Source organism: Vibrio sp. S234-5, from assembly GCF_000960595.1.
GTDB lineage: Bacteria > Pseudomonadota > Gammaproteobacteria > Enterobacterales > Vibrionaceae > Vibrio.
The window spans coordinates 1-17,934 of sequence record NZ_JZAM01000216.1; the positions used below are offsets into that span (position 1 = coordinate 1).

Consider the following 17,934-nt stretch of genomic DNA (forward strand, 5'->3'; position numbering starts at 1 on the left):
ATAAGTTCCGAGACCGTCTACACTCGCTAATCGAAACGTGTAAAAAGCGAAAAATATCGTCACTTGATACGCTTTCACGCATAGCCAACGCGGTGGTTCGTCAGCAGCCATACCCAAATGTGTTCGATCTTAAGCACACGAGTTTTTATCTAAATACCTAGTCAACATGCTACTGGTGAACGCTTACGATTCCGCAGCTATTTTTAGAATTTATTTCGCCGAAGATGCCGACACGTTCGTAACAATTGCGAAAACTTGCTGCCTTTGAGGCACTCGCAGAGAGACATGTGATTTTTGATGACGAGTCACGTTTAACCTCCTGATAGTAGTGAGAGATAGTTTAACCGAATATTGACATCAGAAACCGACTTGGGTAGTCACCATTGGATGAACCAATCAATCGTTATGTGACAAAAGTCACATTATTTATTGGATAATTAAGTGCGGAATGACGGGTTACAGCTATTGATTGCCAATATGAGAATAGATCTGGACGAATGGATAGACTACAACAACAAACATGATAGAACTCATTAAGGAAGAATATGGTGTGGCAAAACGCCAATATAAACATTAGAAGATGGAGAAATCTATCTGGACTGAAAGAATCCAGCCAAATATAATCTGACAGTCACCAAATAGAAGATCGGGCAACTGTCAGGTAAGATATTAATTAGTAAAGAATTATTGGTGTTATGCTTGCACAATAATGACGTTAACACCTTGCTCTTGTAATTGCTTCAAGTATTCATCTGGGATGTCTGAATCAGTGATTAGCGTATCGATATTGTTAAACGCTCGAATCATGTGGCAGCTACGTTTGCCAAATTTACTTGAGTCAGCAACCGCAATTATTGTGTCTGATACTTCACACATTAGTCGGTTAAGTGATGCTTCCTGTTCGCTGTAAGTAGTAATACCAGCTTTTATATCGAAGCCATCTACACCTAAGAATACTTTATCGAATCGATGATTTTTTAATCCATCTTCTGATTTTGGTCCAGAAAAGGACATTGCTTTTTTTCTTAAAACGCCACCAGTCATTAAGACCTCAACGCCAGACTTAGATGAAAGCTCCATCGCGACATCAAGCCCATTAGTCATGACGACCACGTTATCCACATTATTTAAGTAACGTGCAATTTCTAGTGTCGTTGTGCCTGAATCAATGATTATTGCATCACCTTCTTCAACTAGCTTTGCTGCAGCCTTACCTAAAAGTACTTTTCCCTCAGAGTTGTGACGTCTTTTTTCGTGAACCGACAGCTCAGAAATTAATCCAGAATTAGGAATTGCTGTGCCGTGTGAACGAATAACATAACCATTCTTTTCGAGAAATGAGAGATCGCTACGAATTGTAACACTAGACACATTAAACTTAGAGGCTAAGTCTTCAACACGGGCTCGGCCGACAGAATTAACTAGCTCTATAATTTCATTGCGTCTTTCGACCGCCGTTATCATTGGATTACTCCTAGAACATGAAACCAACTTTCATTTTGTTTCTTTAAAGATATTCTATCTTAAATCGAAAGTGAGCCTACAACAAGTTATACCAGTTCAACATGTAGAGTATTTACCCTTCGTTTTAGATTTAGATGTTTCGATTATGTTATATATCTAAGGCAAGCGCATGAGTGCCTAAGTTTTGCATTACCTGACTAAAACTAGCACTTAACACAGCCTCTAGCATGGATTCATCATGCGGTACTCTAGCTCGACAGATTTGCCTTTCTCAAAGCGGAGGTTTTCAACCATTACAATGCTCTTCGACCCTTTCCAACGAGAGAAGTTCATACACATCTGTAGAAAATGTCGCTCTTCAAACTTGATACTAAGGAGTTTGTCTTCTAGCACGGGCGCATTTTCGGGCAAAACAATAACTACCGCTAAAAGCGGTGGTTTTGGGATGACAATAAAAAGGGGCTGATGCCCCTTTTCAATTAATAAACGGTTTGGAAAGTTGTACGATATGTCCAACGCATTCCTTGCACAATGACGATGGCTCGGCTGTCTTCCGCCACCTTATAGATAACGCCGTGCATATTTGAGTCGATACGTGGATCGTTTGGATCATCGCAGGTTATTGCACCATTAGAGACACGATAGAAGTTCGACATCCTCTTTACATCAGCATTTAATTGGCAGGTCAGCATAAAATCCAGTTGAGCAAACATACGATCATCGTTAGAGAAGATGAGTGTCATACGTTCCCAATCCGCATAGCTTTGATACATCAGGTCAAAATCAGCGAGTGTTGGCTGCTTGGTGTACGTGGTGTCCACAAGTGTTCTATTACCCTCATCTTTGACTAGCGCGGACACATTACCCTTTGAAAAATGAAACTGAACGGTAGAGTTTTGGTAATGATAGTAGTCGCCAAGTTCCGATTTCACGAAATGGTTCGTATCTATATAAGGACCAATTAAACTGTTGTCGACCACAATGCTACGATTTGAGCTGCTTATATAACCATCCTCGTATCGTTGTGGTGGTCTATATAAATAGATCGCATCTTCATTCGAGCTATAAAAAAGAGACTCCCCGCTTATATCTTTATAAACACCATCGTAACTTTCTGCTAACTCTGATGGAGAATCAGAAGATCCATTACAGCCAGATAATACGATTTGCAATGTTATTGCCATTAACAAGCTTAAATATTTTTTCATTTTATTTACTAATCACACTTAAAAACTGTCATTAAAATATGACTTCATGATTATTATGCAAATAATTATAATCATCAAGATAAATATGATTAAACAAGCATACATAAAGGGCGGGATCGAACTTTAGTTACTGAAATTATGAGACTTTTTATATCCTATTGAACTTTCTGGTATTATATCGATCAGATCTTTCAGTCTTAACTACTGGTTACATGAAATGATCATCATCAAACACTTAGACAAAGTATGTGACACCCGATCGCACATCAATCAAGTCTACCCCGTTATTGAAGTCGCTTTCCTTTTCATCTCTGCCATGCTTTGTGGCCCAGGGCGTCCGCATGAATGGTTAGAATTTAGTCATTGACTTAAATCCAGCGACTAAGACTTGATCCAAGAAGCCGGGGTTCATCATGCAACGTTTCTGCTTCATTGGCACACTAATTTTGCTTGGCTCAGCTCTTAGCATGTTAAGCGCCATGTGTCTTAAACCTGCCAAATTTTCAGCCGCGTTTTGTCGGTAAATCTGACAAGCATCTTCTCGCATGCTCACATCTAACCGTCATTCCGCAGCTAATTCCAGAATTTAAATAGTGTGATCTGGCGATCGGTTTTTCATAAAAACCACGACACCATCTTGACCGCGATCGACAGTTTTGATCTATTATTGCTATTTGACGGTCTCAAAATATGTCTACTCATCCTGTTATTAAACGCTTAGATCACCTTGGTCTCATTGCCGCCTTTTGTCACAAAATTGGCCTGCCACGGATGATAGATGCCGTTATCCCAAAATATTCTGACCATAATGTTTCTCATGGTGACGCGGTATTGGCCATGCTCCTAAATGGACTTGGTTTTCATAGCAGAACATTGCACATGTTCTCGGACTTTTTTAAGACCAAGCCTGTGTCTAAGCTACTCGCCAAAGACATTGAAGCACAACACCTTACTGATGATGTACTAGGCCGCACCTTAGATGCTCTATACAAAGCCGATGTCTCAGCGCTCTATCAGGTTATTGCTGAGCGTGTTGTTGATAAACTGGGCTTGACGACCGATTCTGTTCATCTTGATATCACTAGCTTCCACGTTGATGGTGAGTATGCACAAGATGAAAACACCAACGTGATTAAGCTTGTAAGAGGCTACAGTCGTGATCATAGACCAGAGCTTAACCAAGTCGTGCTTGAACTCATCTGTGAAAACCAAGCAGGTATTCCTGTTTACATGCAAGCACTGAGTGGCAACACCAATGATGCCAAGGCATTCGCTTAAGTCACTAAAAGACACATACATTGCCTAAAAGCCGCGCAAAATAGTCGTTACTTTATCGCTGATGCCGCTTTGTACACCGAAGAAAGCATCTCCTCGCTAGATGAGCAAAATCAAAAGTTCATTACCCGTGTACCCATGACCATCAAGCTCGCAAAAAAAGCACTGCTTGCGCTAGAACCAGAGCAATTAATCGCTATCGGTCATGGCTACTCAGGATGTTGGATAGACTCGGATTACGGAAAGGTCAATCAACGTTGGTTGCTCGTTCACAGTGAACAGGCCACCAAGCGGGAAGAAATCACTTTCTTCAAGAACTTAGAGAAAAACAGTGCGCCGCTGCCCAAGGGCAAGTCGGTGTCATTTTCGATAATCGCAGCGAGGCCGTTGATGGACTTTCTAAAATCGACGCTTTCGCGATAGAGATAGATTTCGGGAGCACTGAGCATACGTTTCATGACAGCGCACCGATAAGTTCTGCAAGATAGGTCGCTGGCGTGCCTTGTGGGATGCTCAGTTCAATATCATTGACGAGCAGGGTCATGTTGGCAACGGCAACGTGAGTGGCTTGATACTTTGTGGTCTTTTCAACGACTTCTGCTTTAACAAAGCCAACCGTGTTCGGTTTTTCGATGTGCTTTAACTGTTGGCGCTTAGCGTAAAAAGTGGAGAGGCTCAGTCCGTTACGTTCACAGAATAATCGTTGTGATAGCTGGCTGGATTCATAGTGTTCGAACAGGGTTCGCCATTCTTGGTTAGTGCGTCGTTTGGCCATTTCAAATCTCCTTTGCTCCTTTGGGTTGGAGGTTTGATCTTATTATTCGGGCTAGACGATTAGAATGCGGGGTTTATGACGCGCTTACCCATATGGATGGTGCTTTGCCTGTTATATCTATCGTAGGAGCCGCGCAAAGTCTTGCCATCAATGGCAACCACCTCACCAAACGTCATGGTATGTACCGCATTCATCCAACCCAGGAAGCAGTCGCGAAACTCGGCAGGATCAATATTTGTAATCAAACAAGCAAAGGTATCGTCGACAGGCACACCATTTTCAAACAGACCCTGTTTAAGAAACCACTCATTGTGGCCAAGAACATATTCACGAATGTCAGTCCAACCTTGACCTCCGGCTATCATGGCACAGATAGACCCAAACAAAATATCAAACAGGGGATAATCAACTTTTGCACTTTGCCGTTTGTCACGGATGATACTGAAATGCGCTTTGATGGTATTAATATTCATGGTCGCTCCCCCAAAAGAAGAACATAAGATCACAGACCGTGCTTCAGGTCAAATTCAACCTTGCGTTGTACAAGAAATGTTCATGATCTTGCACTATTCAGATATCAATGAGGTAATTAAAATGGTACGAGATCTATCAGCGATAAATGACATCAAAGATCGGCTGAGTACAAGTTAGCCGCGGTTCAATGTTTGTAGTGGCGTTTACCCATCTGCATAACAGGTGATATAGCGTCCAATTAGTTTGAGTCTGGCCTCAAACGCACACCTTCACACCTGACTTGAAGCCAATCGATTCAGGCTTATTTAGCCGATGAAAGTTGTCAATGTTCAGCCTGAACATTGCTATTGGAGCGTGTATGAAAAACGGATTTACTCTGCTGGAATTGCTAATTACGGTGACGGTGTTAGGGATTCTGCTGGCTTTCGCTGTGCCAAATTTTGGTCCGATGATGTCGACAAGTAAAATGACAAATCTAAGTGAAGAACTCAGAAATTTAGTCATGATGGGCCGCTCTGAAGCTGTCTTTAGAAACGCCCCCGTTTACCTCCACTTTCTAGGTTTAGAAAAAGATGTCAGTAATAAAAATGGCCGCTTTTGTCTCGTCGTGTCACTCAGTGACACTCTTACTAATTGTAGCGATGATACTGGCAAGTTATATATCACGACTGGTGAGCAATTCAGTAGGCTAGAAGTCACCAGAACCCATGATAAATCTTTCATCAAGTTTGGACACGTTAATGGTCGGCCAGAAGGAATTGCATCAGGCTCCGCGGAGTATGAAAAAATTCTCGGTTTCGGAGGCCCCCAGAACAAAATAGACTTTAAGGTCAATGGTGCCGGAACGGTGAAAGTGTGTGACCCTAGTGGTACAAGTAGTCTGTATAAAAGCTGCTAAGATTTAAGTTAGTTACGATATCAAGCAAGGTAAAATCTCTTCTTTTCCGAGCTTTCACAGGAGGCACTTGGTAACACAGAAGTGCCCCAAAGTAAGTTATGTCTTGACAGAAGGTCCATTAATAGAGTTCTGATTTTGCAATACTTAACCTAATGAAGGAAAACGCAAAACCAGATCCTATTGTTGTTTTTGACATCCTCTTCATGATGGCTAACCCATCAATATGAACATCACGGTCACCCAGCTCTACTGCATACTATGGGCTACTTTTACAAAGCTTCTTTCGCCAAGAGCTGCATGTTCAGTGAGCTCGTTTTCAAGCCTGCTCTGTCGAACCTGTAGCGCATATAAGCGGAAATATCATCCTCATGCGAGGAGAAAATCAACTGGCAATGTTTGAGTTCGCAACGGAGTAGGTCGGTCAAGGAAGCAACGTTGATTTCATCCAGAGATTGCGACGGATCATCAATCAAAATGAGAGGTACCTTAGCATACACCTTGTTGAGTGAGAGAAAGAATGCAAGGCTAAGAGCGGACACCTGACCAGAACTCATGGACATGACTGCGTCGTGTTCAGACTTCTCGGCAGTCAGAAATTTCAACTGTGTTCCTTCGCGGCTCTCAATAAATAGGCCTAAGCCACGCTGGTAGTTTTGGATCAGTCGGCCACTGTAGATATGGAATATGAGCTCAATAGCCGAAATTGTCTGGTCGGTATATCTTTGCTCAGTTTCCTTCAGTGTGTCGCGGAGCTTTTTTATTTTATCTTGTGCTTTTTGGGCCGCTAAGGTTTCTTTTTCGATAAGTTTAAGATCGGAAATACAGGTTTGAAGTCTGGCATTTTGAGCCTCGTTGGCTTTAATCGATATGTACTGCTCTTTATCCCTTAAGTCTTCAGCCGTTATTATGTAGAAGTCCTCTAGGTCTTTGAAGGCACTGATTGTTGTTTCTCGCCAGTCCTCTGGCAGCGCTAAAGCATCGACTTCAATCTGTTTTTTATTCCTTAGAATCTCTTTGAGCTTTTCAAGTCGCTCATTTACTACGTCATTACTTTCCGTAAATGAGTCAGTAAATTGAATATTGTCGCTTTTCAACTTCTCCATTAGCAGGGTTATTGCCGGGAGCCGAAGCTTAATTTTGGTCAGTTCTGCATGAAGATTTGGTTCAAATGTAGGCTTGAGAACTTTCAAGCTGTTTTGGATATGGGTGTCGATGAGCTTCAGCTCAGCGTCCATAGCAGCGATAAGGTTAACTAATTCCTTACCGTCCTTGCTCAGTGATTCAGAGATCTGCTTAGTTCTTGCTTCAATGGCACCAACCATTGATTTGTGATCTTCCCAATCCGTGCCACAGAGAGGGCACAAATGCTCATCAGGATAGGACTTCTTATGTTCGTCAATCAGCTGCCTTTTCAGGCGTTCCAATTCGGCTATGGCGTTCGCATTGGCGCTGCTTTTATCACGGAGGTTGTTTCGGGATTCAATTTGTAACTCAAACCACTCAAGGCGCCCATCCGCCCAGTTTGGTAGTGATTGAGCTTCTTCGACCTTGATCATTGAGGCTCCGCGCTTGATGATAGCCGCTGAACGCTCCAGTTCATCAATCCCCTTCTTGATTGCTTCAAGCCCATCAAGCTTGTTAAGGTCTTTACCGAACTGAGCTAAGCTTCTCAGAGATTCTTCGTTACGTTTGATGTCGGCATCGATTGCCTCATTGTGAACCCTAGTTTTTATTGTGGCTTTGAGCGGCAGAAGGGCAATAATTTTGCGAACTGATTCTTGATAGGCAGCATGATCTACCGCTGAATACGTCGAAAAGATGTTCTCCTTGTCCCATCCAGGCTGGACAACAGTCGTCGAGAGCTTTTTGTACCCAACGATCCCAGCCTCAGCCTGTAATGTGTCTCTTAGGGTGGCTATCTCTTCTTTGAGTGACTCGACTTTTGCCTTACGCTCAGGATCGTTGATGTGCTTTGTAAGTTTACTGTATATGTTGTTGCAGCTTTCGATCTCGGCTTCGATATCGCTGATATTAAAGAGGTTTCCTAGCTTATCCTTACGTTGGTCTACCCTAGTATGCAACAATCGGTTTTGTCCTTGCTCCAGATAGTTAAGGAAGGAGAAGTTTTCCCTGAAATTTTTACCGAAAACTTCGTCAAGGAAATTGTTGTCGCGCAGATTTGCTTTTGTGAAGTCAAATGATTCGAATTCCGGTAGCTCGTAAAGCTTAAAATTTTCATAATTGTCTGCACGATTGTTCGCTGGCTTCTTGAATATTGCCGTTGGACAATGTCTAGCTAAAACAAGTTTACGATCATCATTAGTGAATTCAATTTTAATACAGAGGTCGTTCTCGCCGGAGCGATTATTCCAGAAGAGATTGTCTGCGTAGTTCTTTGTGCGATTACTTAGTAAAGTAGAGAATAGGTTTTGTATTCGACTAATCTGACCGGTAAGCAGTAGTTCGATGGCGTCGAATATGCTTGTTTTGCCATAACCGTTTGGGCCATCGAGAGTTAGCAACGCCGACTCGCCAAGGTCCAAGTAGATATGCTTGAATGCTTTGAAGCTAGAGACTTCAATCTTGGATATTTTCCAGTTCATTTTTAATCATTTCCTTAATAACCTCGTCGGCATTTGCGTTTGTGACTTGCTGAATAGTCGCATACGTATCGCTTCGGCCAGCTTCTGCGACGGCCTCAATTGCTTGCTGCCTCAAGGACACGAGGTTTCCTTGGTGAATAGGTAGCTCCAAGAAAGGAAGCTTGATAAAGGTCTTGGCAGCGAAGCTGTATTGTGAAGCTACAAGAGGATTTTCTTTGTAACCAATAAATTCCTTTTTGTCAGAAATCACGGATACAAGTTTTTCGTAGGTAAAATCAGTGAGAGCGCTTTCTTCAGCAATACTGTAGTAGAGCACATATTTTTTATAAAAATGCGGGTCTTCCTCAATACTGAAAATTCCTTCTTCGTGCTCCTTGAACTCGGCCAGCACGTCAAGGCGATAAATACAAATTAAGTCACAGTTTTTCTTAAAGCTTGGGTTTCTGAGAAAATCCTCAGGAGCAAGTTGATTGATCTGGCTGTTCAGCTCGGCTGGTGTAATGAGTTCATCGAGATTATGTACGACTGCGAATCTAATGGCAGATCCAGAATCGCGAATATAAAAGCTTGTGTTGTCCAATTCACGCTTACTCACAAAGCAATGAGCAACAAGTGCTTCATCAATGAGTTGCTTTATCATTCAGTCGACCCTCCGCGTCGTCTTTTGTCATCACGCTAATACATAGCGACTTGGTAATGTTGCTTTCAAGCTTTTCAGTGGCCCGTTTGTCGTCGAAGTCATCCGAGTTTGTGAATTTCGTATCAAAGGTGAATGAAGCTTCCGCTTTGCTGGCAATTAGATGGTTGTACTCAAAAAGTAGCCTCAGCAGGTCACCGTTGTTTTTCATTTCATGGTTCATGTCAGACTCACACTCTTCACTTGCATCTACGTCAAGCGCTGTAGGTACGTAGAACCGATTTTCGCTGTCGATGTAATGCGGAAGATGGTTGAATATGGGCTCCACTGAAATAGCCTGTATGAGCTTGGTGTAGCGCCTGATATCGTTCTTCTGAATATCTTGAAACCGCTCGGATGGCTTCATCATCTGGCATAAGTTTTTTAATTCATTGATATGTGTATCGCGCATGTGCTCGCACAGACGCCTGGCTCTTTCATAAGTGGTCTCATTCATTGTTGGTAGCGCCTGATCTAGCCGTTCTTCTAGGTAGGTTTGAAGCCTGGCCTTCAACTCAACGGCATAGTAGTCGCGATTCTGATAGGGGTTTTCGGTCAGCAATTCCTCTAGGATATCTTTTGCCTCGATACGGCCTTCGTAAGCAGCTTTGTTTTCTGAAAAGCCGTCCTCTTGATTTAGTTTGTGATTGTGTATTGCCTTGGTACTTATTTTTTCTGAGAGTAAGCAATAGTTAAAATTTATGAGATTATCACTGACCGTGATGGACTGTTTCTCACATATATTTTTTATCAGTGCTTTGGTCAGTCCCTCAATTTCACCCAGTCCACAATGAAAGTTGTCTCCATAGCGGTAGAATTTCACTATTTCTCCGCTAGTCCCTTTGTGATCATCGGTATTATCTAGCTGTACGGATACGTGAAAGTAACGGGGCGTCCCTTTTATTTTGTCGTGTTCGATCAACGTGGATTGCTCCAGAGCCTTGGAGTAGCCACTACGATATTTACTAATCTTCGCTTTTACTTGATGGGCGGTTTGTAGCTTTCCATCTTTATAAATAGCGAAGTCGTCACTACTATCTAGCTGAAGATCGAAGTCCAAATCACCATCATGAATAAGCTTAAGCGAATGATATAGTGCAACTTTTCCTTGATAAACGAAGCCGCTCCACGAAGATATCGCGCTGGCTGGGTATTTTTCATCTTCTTGACTCACATGAACTCCTTGCTGCCAATGTGACGGAGTCATATTACTGTATTTATGGGGTTTTCTGTATTTGCTTCGTTTATTTGGCGAACATATTCTGCATTTTCCCGCCTTTATCAAGAATATTGTCAGAATAGCTACATAATCAGTAGACACTTTCGAACCTTTCTTTGCCCAAACTCAGCTTATGCGATGCTTGCAGTTTAGATCCCCAACTCTAACTGATAATTGTCCAAAGGTGTGCCGACGGGGCATGAAACACGAAAATGCCCCTAAGTGTGCTATGACTAAAATTGGTAATTCATATAGTTAGGTATTTTTGCTATACAGTAAGTAAGAAGTGGTAAAGGGAATTACTTGGCCCATAGTTGTACGTATAATAGCTAACAACGACAAAAAGGAGCTGATGCAGCAGTGAAGAACGCCTCCTCATAGGAGACGTCTTTTATCTACATTTCGCGTTAAGCTGGATCTTTCAAATTCGGCTTATCGGCTATAACAAAGGGCTTAAATTCAGTGTGGGTAATGCGCGTTTTGTCCAGCTTATTCTTTGCTGTCCATTGAGTGTTATCTCTTAGATATTTTCTGTTGTATTCAGATTTCGATTTACTAACCAGCCCTAAATGATAATCCATTTCATGATCTTCGCTAAAATTCACGTAATCCCAATCGTTCATCGGAAAACCTCTTATTAAGTTTATGCAATATTGCACATATAGATATGTGGGGGCTTGGAGGGATTTTCAAGGAGGAGCACATGTTTTTTAGGATGATTATTGATTATATGGAGTATTGGGGTTCCTATACTTGAGCTAATGCGAATATTACTAAATTAGAAATATTGCTATCACGAAAATGCCCAGAGGCGTGCCTGAGCCGATCACGGCAAACACACCTTTGTCCAGAAATAACTTACTTGGTACCGACGAGAGCCTTCAGATAGCTACTGTCAGATCACGTAGAATTTGCACACCACTTCTGTAGGCCCCCACTGGAAACCTTCAAAAGTGATGTAGAGCAGGGGACCTAAAGAACATCCCTTAGGTCATTTTCACTCTCATTTTTTCTTTTCGGCTTTGGCGTGATACTCAAAACCTCGGGTTCTTCCTGAATTGCTTTCGCAATTCTTGGTTTCTCCGCTTTTTGTTTTTTCGGTGGAGCAAAACTCAATATCCCTTTTCGCGATAAAACACCGTCAACAAACTCAATATCAAACTCCCTTTCCTCACTTTGAGGCAGATAGTTGGACTTCAAGAACCTGACTTTTCTCTCATTTTTTTCCGCTTTTATCGTGATTAAAAACTTAACCAGCCGCATAACAGAGCTAAGCCCGGCACCAGAGGCCATGGTCACTTCTTGCTCTCCACGAATTTCATTTTTATTGACGTGATGAACAAGCAAAATAGCAGCCCCTGTGCGTCTTGCGATGGCTTGAAATCCCGCCTTGATGTGCTTGTCGTGTTTCACTTCATCACAGCTGCCAACGGCTTCCGTGACGGTATCAACAATAATTAGATCAACGTCATTATCAACCGCAGATTGAACGAGATTATTCACATACAGACTGGCCGCGTCATGCTCATCTTTATTCGCCTCTGGCGGCGCTATCAACGGCGTTTGCTCGGTGAGAAAAAGCAGGTTACTAAGCAGTTCATTTTGAATATCAGGTGAAAATGATTTGAGCTTTTCCACCATACGTTCCCGCAAAACCGCACTGCTATCCTCAGAGCTGACAATCAGTACTTTTCTCGGCGTCTCAGCACATGAAAGCCCGAGCGTCACCGCTGACGAAGCATGTTCTATCGCTAACGACAATGCTAGATGACTTTTTCCAGCGCTGGGAGCAGCAATCAGCATACCGATGGAAGCTTTAACCAAACCTTTTAGAACAAAAGGGACTTCCGAAATAGTCTGGTCATTCAGCAATGAGTTTAGATTTTTAATCATGACTACGTCACCTTGAAGAATTGATGTTCACGGCCATCGACGGAGACGATTTGCAGGTTAAAATCGGACTCAATCTGATCCCTAACCTCCAGTAAGCTTCGCTTAAGATCGTATCTGAATGACGCCCCCACATTGGACGCCACCGAGTTCATATATTCCTCAATCGCCCAGCTTAATTTTTTCGTATGCAGAAAATCGAGATTATGCGTGGTGAGCCATTTAATGAACGAACGGACAGCGTAAGAGCGATAGTTTGTGATTTTGTGCTGCTCAAGTCGGTAGTAATAGCCATGAGATTTGATGGCTTCTAAGAGCCTTTGATCAGGAACAACAAAGATGTGGTTGGCGACAACATCATCACTCTTGCCGTTTTTGTTTTTAGATTTGTCATAGCAAAGCATGAATTCCTTTACGAAACTCAAAGGCTTACGGCTTGAAATGTGGCCATCTGAATCCATTTCACAAATGAAAAGCTTTGATGTGTTGAGCTGAAAGATCCTATCCTCGATCAACCGATAGTTAGATCGTGTCGGCTTTATCTTCATTCGGGTCGCAAGCTCATACATGCTCATAGATAGAACTATCGCGTTGCTATCAATCTCCTCGTCTAAACTTTGCTCACTTGAGTTTGGAAGTGTTTGAGCATCATTTAACGTTCCTAGCACCGCTCTCCAAGTCATTTTGCCGCCGCTCTTATACGCCTCATCATCCAGCTTAATCAATTTCGCATAGGCTAGAAGCGTCTCAAGTACATCTCGGTGGGCGTGTAACAGGTAGTTATTGTGCAGCTCGACTCGGAAATTTTTACCAAATGAGTTTACAGTCACAACCTCTAGGGGATGATCAAATGAAACCCCGCCCATTGATGCGACTTCAGCCATCCTTTTGCTCATAGATGGCGTCATTCGAGCAGAAGGATGAAAAACCGTTGCTCGTGAGAATAGTAGGGAGCTGATAAATTTATTGGCTCTGTCTTTTTCATCAATTACGGATAGATCTTTCGTTTCTTCGAACATGATCACTATGTCAACTGGTATACCTAGATAGCGATATTATGTCAACTGGGATATCTTTTACAAACATTTTTATGTCAACTGGTATAGTTTTTCTGTCAACTGGGATACTGATCACCGTCAACTGGTATATCAAATAGGTCAACTGGTATAGTTTTGAGGATCTTCCTAGATCTTTAAGAATATCTTTAGATATTCAAGTTCTTATTCTCACTCGCACAGGCGAGCTGCGACAATCAACGAAGAACTTTCCTCGCGAGGGCGAGAAAAGTCCTTCATTGATTTTTAGAAAGAGCTAGAGTGTGTTGAACTTCAGTATGCAACAGATGTGACATTGATCTTTCTAACGAAAGAAAACTTTAAGAAATACGTCGTTTTAAAGGATTACATTGTAGAGGTAAAGTGCATAAAGGTTATCATTCACTTTAACCCTGATGTTAGGGTATTAACAACAATGTCTAAGTACTTAAATAATAAGAAGGATTTTGATATGAATGACAAAAAGCAGACTGGTTTAAATAGTCACCTGCCACCTGATTTTGAAGAACAGTTGGAAAGGATGATTGATAGTCAAGGTAGTGACCTCGCTATAGGTAAAGAACTACGAGATTCAATTAACAGTATTAGCCGAGAATCCTCGGTGAATAGATATCAGGCAGGAACACCTGAAGGATTATCTAGAGTGCTCGACATTATTGCTGATTCTCATCATCCAGAATCAACTCAGATTAAACATGAAATTGAAGATAAAATGATGCCTCAAGTAATTTGCCAATGTCACCATTGTGAGCGCGATATTCTGGTTGGTGAAACGATGGCAACACTCAATGTAAGCAAAAATACGATTCACAGTCAGTCTAAAATTCATCCCATTGAACATACTATTGGCGGTGCTTGGTGCGACAACTGTGTCGATAGTCTTTCTAACGTCCTGAATACATCAAACGCGATGACACAAATGGCAGCTGCTGGAGCTAAAGCGGTTAACTACATTATGGATGGTGGGAAGTAGGTTTGTATGTACGTCGCTCTGTGAAGACAGGCCTGTTCCAAGATGGTTTGTGCCTGGACTGATCATAGCGGCGTTCATATTACTTTCCGTTATCGGCAATTAGCAGCAACGCTTTAAGTATTCTGCACTAACGATCTTATGCCCAAACTCTCTTAGAGTAGATGCTTTCACTGAAAAGTATGCTCCAGTTGAGTGAAATTTGTCATTGTATGATAATGATATATCAAAGGTTTTACTTAAAATCGTGGTAGCGATTTTGACAAGCAAAAGGCACTAATGACTATGAAGGAAAAGGTGACATTAAAGCCAATTACTCCCAATACTATCTACTTTCCATCGCTCGATGAGTTCGCGCTTTTTTTAGGCTTTGGTGTCTCTGCTAGATCCAAAGCTAGGATCTTAAAAGAGCAGTTGTCGTTAGATTTAAAAGTATCTGAGCGGAGCCTCGATAATTTAGGGAGTAAAGGTATCTCAGAGAAAAAAGCTCGTCTTGCTTCTTGGCCAATATTGAGGTTTTTATTTCAAAAGGGATTATTTCTATTTTTTAAAGAGCTGCCTAAAGACGTGAGAGCAACAGATGTGATTCACACATGGTTGATAATGCTCCGTTCCTTTAATCATGAGCAACCATATATCAACCTTCAGCCGTTACATTCATTTCTTAATCATAGAGATCAGTTGTATCAGCCAATTAAACATTTCATTGATACCATGCCTAAACTAACCACAGATAATCAAACGGAGTTACTCGTATCATTTTACCAATTGGCTTTGCCTAAAACGTTACTATCACAGGAAGAACAGAAAGAGATACTTCGACTCGTGGCAAGTGATGATATGAATCGGGAAGAGAACGGTACGAATAGACTTTGTATTCAATATTGGTTCTATGATTTTCACCTATCCCTTATGGCTGCGCTCGATGTTACTATTCTAGATAATTTTAACCTAGTATCAGAGTATGAGTATGGGATATTTTCTCATGTGTTTAAGAAAGATGGTGCCACCTACTTAAGTAAGCTTCTGAATCATTTAATAGAGAAAATGGATTTTAGATATTGTCAACTTGCTAAATTTATTCCTATAAAAAGAGAGAGAGAAAGCGAGTGTGAAACCTCAATGTTCGAAGCACAAACTAAAACCTTGAAAGAGTGGCGTTCAGGTAAAACACACCCTACAAATAAGACGTTAATAAAGTTTTTTGAAAATATAGATACTGAAAGTTATGCGTTACCCATTTTGTTAGTGGCTATGATTTGCATTGGTTTAGATAAGCGATTGAAAGATCCAAAAATTAAGCCGTGGACTGAAGAGTTTCAAAGCACATTTTCAGCGGAGCGTTATGCTATTTATTTTGAACACTTCAAAAATAAGCTGCCAGAGTTGGCAGCTTAAGCATAATTATTTACGTGGTGGGTTGTTTGTGCGACCACCGCCAGATGGATTGTTTGTCCCGTTTTTAGTTGGCCAGTTGTTATTATTGCTCATTGTTATACCTCTTGAACTTCTGGGCGACTGTCCTCACCGCGAGACTGCCAATAAGCATCGTTTTCTGGGTTTAGCTGGCGAGAACGGTTGTCTAAATCGTCTTGAGTTGGCTCGTAGCTATTTTTAAATCCTGACATGTTGGATTCCTTATCTTATTCGTAGCCTCATTGCTACTAGAGCTAGAATACATTAATCATTGATACCTCGTTAGGGGGGGTAAGTGCGCAAGTTTTACTTGTTACTGCTCATTGGATAGATGTGTGCGCGCCGATTCTGTGTATGGCAAACTACACTTTGTCCAGAGACGTTTTGGGACGACTAGCGCTAACTCGCCTTTGTCGAGTAGACGACACCTGTTACCAAGTGTCGCCCCTCTAAGAACCCAGCGTGCAACTTTCACCGCACTAGGCTCAAGCCTTCACGAAGGCACCGATTGGCACCCAGCAACTTATAAAGCGGCGAGAGCAGGCTCATGCCAAGAGTTACGGCATTGCTTCTTTGATTTTCTCTTAGCCAAGTATTCTTGGTATTGAGGATCAAAAGGCGTTGCGGCACTCCTGATTTTCACATGTCTCTCAATCGGCACCTTAGCTATTTCATACAGATTGAACTGACAATCCATATCCATGATCTTCTGCCAACCATGAAACTGCCATTGACCTTGACGGTTGATGAAGTATTTAAGAGCGATCCAAGTTCTCGATTTGGTTGGATGACGCCTTTTAGCCCAGTGCCATAACGTATGGAATAGCTTGTGACCTACATATCCGAATACCTGTTTAGCCACGCAGTGTCGATAGTAATTCGACCAGCCCCTGAGTTTCGGATTTATCAACTTGATTAAATCGTTAACGGGGATAGTTGCGTGCTTCTTGATGAGTTCACGCAAGTTACTCAAGAGCATCAGAGTGTTGGATTTGCTCGGTTTAATGAGCAGTTTTCCTTTGTACTTCCTATGATTAAAGCCTAGAAAGTCAAAACCACGGCTGATGTGGGTAATGTGCGTTTTCTCTTCGGAGAGTGTTAAGCCTCTTTCCGCTAAGAACTCAGCGATCAACGGTTTGATATCGTTCTCCAGCACTTCCTTTGAGGCACTGGTGACGACGAAATCATCGGCGTATCTAATAAAGTTGGCTCTCGCCCCCTTTTTGAGGGCAGTAGATTTTATGCGCTGTTCTAGACCTGCAAGTGTCATCAACATCAGAGTGGGAGATATAATCCCACCCTGCGGTGTACCCTCGTCGGTATGGTAGAACAACCCTTTATCTATAAAGCCAGATTTCAGCCATTGTTCCAGCATCCGTTTGTCTGCTGGTATGTTTTCTATAAGCCATTGATGACCAATTTTATCGAAACAGGCTTTAATATCTCCCTCAAGCACCCATTGCGCGGATTTCTTTTGACTTAAACAGATAAAACACTGTGCAATTGCATCAGCAGTGCTTCGATTAGGTCGGAAGCCGTAGCTATTAGGGTCGGCGATAGTTTCAGATATTGGTTCTAGTGCAAGAAGGTGGAGCGCTTGTTGCGCTCTGTCGATCATGCAGGGGATACCAAGTGGTCTGAGCTTGCCGTTTTTCTTGGGGATGTAGATACGCTTGAGCGGTTTGGCTTGATAAGCTCTTCTGCTCAATTGATTGACAGCTTTCATGCGGCGCGTATCTGTATTCCAGATGACGCCGTCAATTCCAGGCGTTTTACTGCCTTTGTTTTGTGATACCCGCTTAACAGCAAGAAGTTTTGCCGAACGCGAGTGAGTCAGTATCCACTGCAACGCTTTCGCTTTGCCGTGTTTACCTTCTCGTGTTGCCTTTGCAATACGCATCTGAAGCTTTAATACATGGGATTCTACGACTTTCCAATTTATGGATTGCCATTGAGCACTGTCAGGAGAGGCACTAATCTCTTTTGAAATCATCATTTGCTTTTCTCCTTG

Annotated in this window: 15 protein-coding genes and 5 pseudogenes; 6 read left to right on the forward strand and 14 right to left on the reverse strand. The window is 42.1% G+C overall.

Features of this window, described 5'->3' with window-relative positions:
* Positions 1–161, forward strand: a pseudogene (locus UF06_RS26165) (IS66 family transposase); the annotation flags it as partial.
* Positions 162–693: 532 nt separating this feature from the next.
* Here the strand turns inward: UF06_RS26165 and agaR are convergent.
* Both agaR and UF06_RS12440 read right to left on the reverse strand, forming a co-directional pair.
* Positions 694–1,464 carry a transcriptional repressor AgaR gene (gene agaR / locus UF06_RS12430; RefSeq protein WP_045570728.1) on the reverse strand — a complete coding sequence of 257 codons (771 nt, stop codon included), beginning with the start codon at positions 1,462–1,464 and terminating at the stop codon, positions 694–696.
* Positions 1,465–1,943: 479 nt separating this feature from the next.
* Positions 1,944–2,672: a hypothetical protein gene (locus UF06_RS12440; protein WP_045570730.1), complete on the reverse strand. Its 729-nt coding sequence runs from the start codon at positions 2,670–2,672 to the stop codon at positions 1,944–1,946.
* Between the two features lie 217 nt (positions 2,673–2,889).
* Between UF06_RS12440 and UF06_RS26170 the strand changes: the two are divergent.
* A pseudogene (locus UF06_RS26170) lies at positions 2,890–3,000 on the forward strand (ISAs1 family transposase); the annotation flags it as partial.
* Positions 3,001–3,021: 21 nt separating this feature from the next.
* Here the strand turns inward: UF06_RS26170 and UF06_RS27775 are convergent.
* A pseudogene (locus UF06_RS27775) lies at positions 3,022–3,231 on the reverse strand (ISAs1 family transposase); the annotation flags it as partial.
* 131 nt (positions 3,232–3,362) lie between these two features.
* Here UF06_RS27775 and UF06_RS12450 point away from each other — a divergent pair.
* Positions 3,363–4,265 (forward strand): annotated as a pseudogene (locus UF06_RS12450) (IS1634 family transposase); the annotation flags it as partial.
* Here UF06_RS12450 and tnpB read toward each other — a convergent pair.
* From tnpB to UF06_RS12465, 3 genes and pseudogenes are all read right to left on the reverse strand, one after another.
* Complete coding sequence (gene tnpB / locus UF06_RS27780; RefSeq protein ID WP_347335974.1) at positions 4,217–4,405, reverse strand: IS66 family insertion sequence element accessory protein TnpB; 189 nt, start codon at positions 4,403–4,405, stop codon at positions 4,217–4,219. The pseudogene UF06_RS12450 and the gene tnpB sit on opposite strands and share 49 nt — an antisense overlap.
* Positions 4,402–4,722 carry a hypothetical protein gene (locus tag UF06_RS12460; protein WP_045570732.1) on the reverse strand — a complete coding sequence of 107 codons (321 nt, stop codon included), beginning with the start codon at positions 4,720–4,722 and terminating at the stop codon, positions 4,402–4,404. Before UF06_RS12460 ends, tnpB begins: the two co-directional genes overlap by 4 nt.
* Positions 4,723–4,811: 89 nt before the next feature.
* A pseudogene (locus tag UF06_RS12465) lies at positions 4,812–5,195 on the reverse strand (ISAs1 family transposase); the annotation flags it as partial.
* Positions 5,196–5,554: 359 nt separating this feature from the next.
* On the opposite strand from UF06_RS12465, the gene UF06_RS12475 reads away from it, so the two are divergent.
* Positions 5,555–6,094 carry a GspH/FimT family pseudopilin gene (locus tag UF06_RS12475; protein ID WP_052702559.1) on the forward strand — a complete coding sequence of 180 codons (540 nt, stop codon included), beginning with the start codon at positions 5,555–5,557 and terminating at the stop codon, positions 6,092–6,094.
* A 269-nt stretch (positions 6,095–6,363) separates the two neighbouring features.
* Here the strand turns inward: UF06_RS12475 and UF06_RS12480 are convergent, their stop codons facing one another.
* The 6 genes from UF06_RS12480 to UF06_RS12505 form a co-directional block, all read right to left on the reverse strand.
* A complete protein-coding gene (locus tag UF06_RS12480) occupies positions 6,364–8,697 on the reverse strand; it encodes an AAA family ATPase (RefSeq protein WP_045570734.1) in 2,334 nt (777 codons plus the stop codon).
* Entirely contained in the window at positions 8,672–9,337 is a 666-nt protein-coding gene (locus tag UF06_RS12485) for an ABC-three component system middle component 1 (protein ID WP_045570735.1), read from the reverse strand. Before UF06_RS12485 ends, UF06_RS12480 begins: the two co-directional genes overlap by 26 nt.
* Positions 9,318–10,547 (reverse strand): ABC-three component system protein, encoded by a 1,230-nt coding sequence (locus UF06_RS12490; RefSeq protein ID WP_082069699.1) that lies wholly within the window; start codon positions 10,545–10,547, stop codon positions 9,318–9,320. The genes UF06_RS12485 and UF06_RS12490 overlap by 20 nt, the downstream gene beginning before the upstream one ends.
* A gap of 452 nt (positions 10,548–10,999) precedes the next feature.
* A complete protein-coding gene (locus UF06_RS12495) occupies positions 11,000–11,215 on the reverse strand; it encodes a hypothetical protein (protein WP_045570737.1) in 216 nt (71 codons plus the stop codon).
* A gap of 349 nt (positions 11,216–11,564) precedes the next feature.
* Positions 11,565–12,485 carry an AAA family ATPase gene (locus UF06_RS12500; protein ID WP_045570738.1) on the reverse strand — a complete coding sequence of 307 codons (921 nt, stop codon included), beginning with the start codon at positions 12,483–12,485 and terminating at the stop codon, positions 11,565–11,567.
* 2 nt (positions 12,486–12,487) lie between these two features.
* Entirely contained in the window at positions 12,488–13,501 is a 1,014-nt protein-coding gene (locus UF06_RS12505) for a hypothetical protein (protein ID WP_045570739.1), read from the reverse strand.
* Positions 13,502–13,952: 451 nt separating this feature from the next.
* Between UF06_RS12505 and UF06_RS12510 the strand changes: the two genes are divergently transcribed.
* Together UF06_RS12510 and UF06_RS12515 are read left to right on the forward strand one after the other, a co-directional pair.
* Positions 13,953–14,510, forward strand: a complete 558-nt coding sequence (locus UF06_RS12510) for a hypothetical protein (RefSeq protein ID WP_139046348.1) — start codon at positions 13,953–13,955, stop codon at positions 14,508–14,510.
* 276 nt (positions 14,511–14,786) lie between these two features.
* Positions 14,787–15,905 carry a hypothetical protein gene (locus tag UF06_RS12515; RefSeq protein ID WP_139046349.1) on the forward strand — a complete coding sequence of 373 codons (1,119 nt, stop codon included), beginning with the start codon at positions 14,787–14,789 and terminating at the stop codon, positions 15,903–15,905.
* A gap of 95 nt (positions 15,906–16,000) precedes the next feature.
* Here the strand turns inward: UF06_RS12515 and UF06_RS28190 are convergent, their stop codons facing one another.
* A complete protein-coding gene (locus tag UF06_RS28190; protein WP_264299639.1) occupies positions 16,001–16,135 on the reverse strand; it encodes a hypothetical protein in 135 nt (44 codons plus the stop codon).
* A 311-nt stretch (positions 16,136–16,446) separates the two neighbouring features.
* Entirely contained in the window at positions 16,447–17,919 is a 1,473-nt protein-coding gene (gene ltrA, locus UF06_RS12520; RefSeq protein ID WP_045570742.1) for a group II intron reverse transcriptase/maturase, read from the reverse strand.
* Positions 17,920–17,934: the final 15 nt, after the last annotated feature.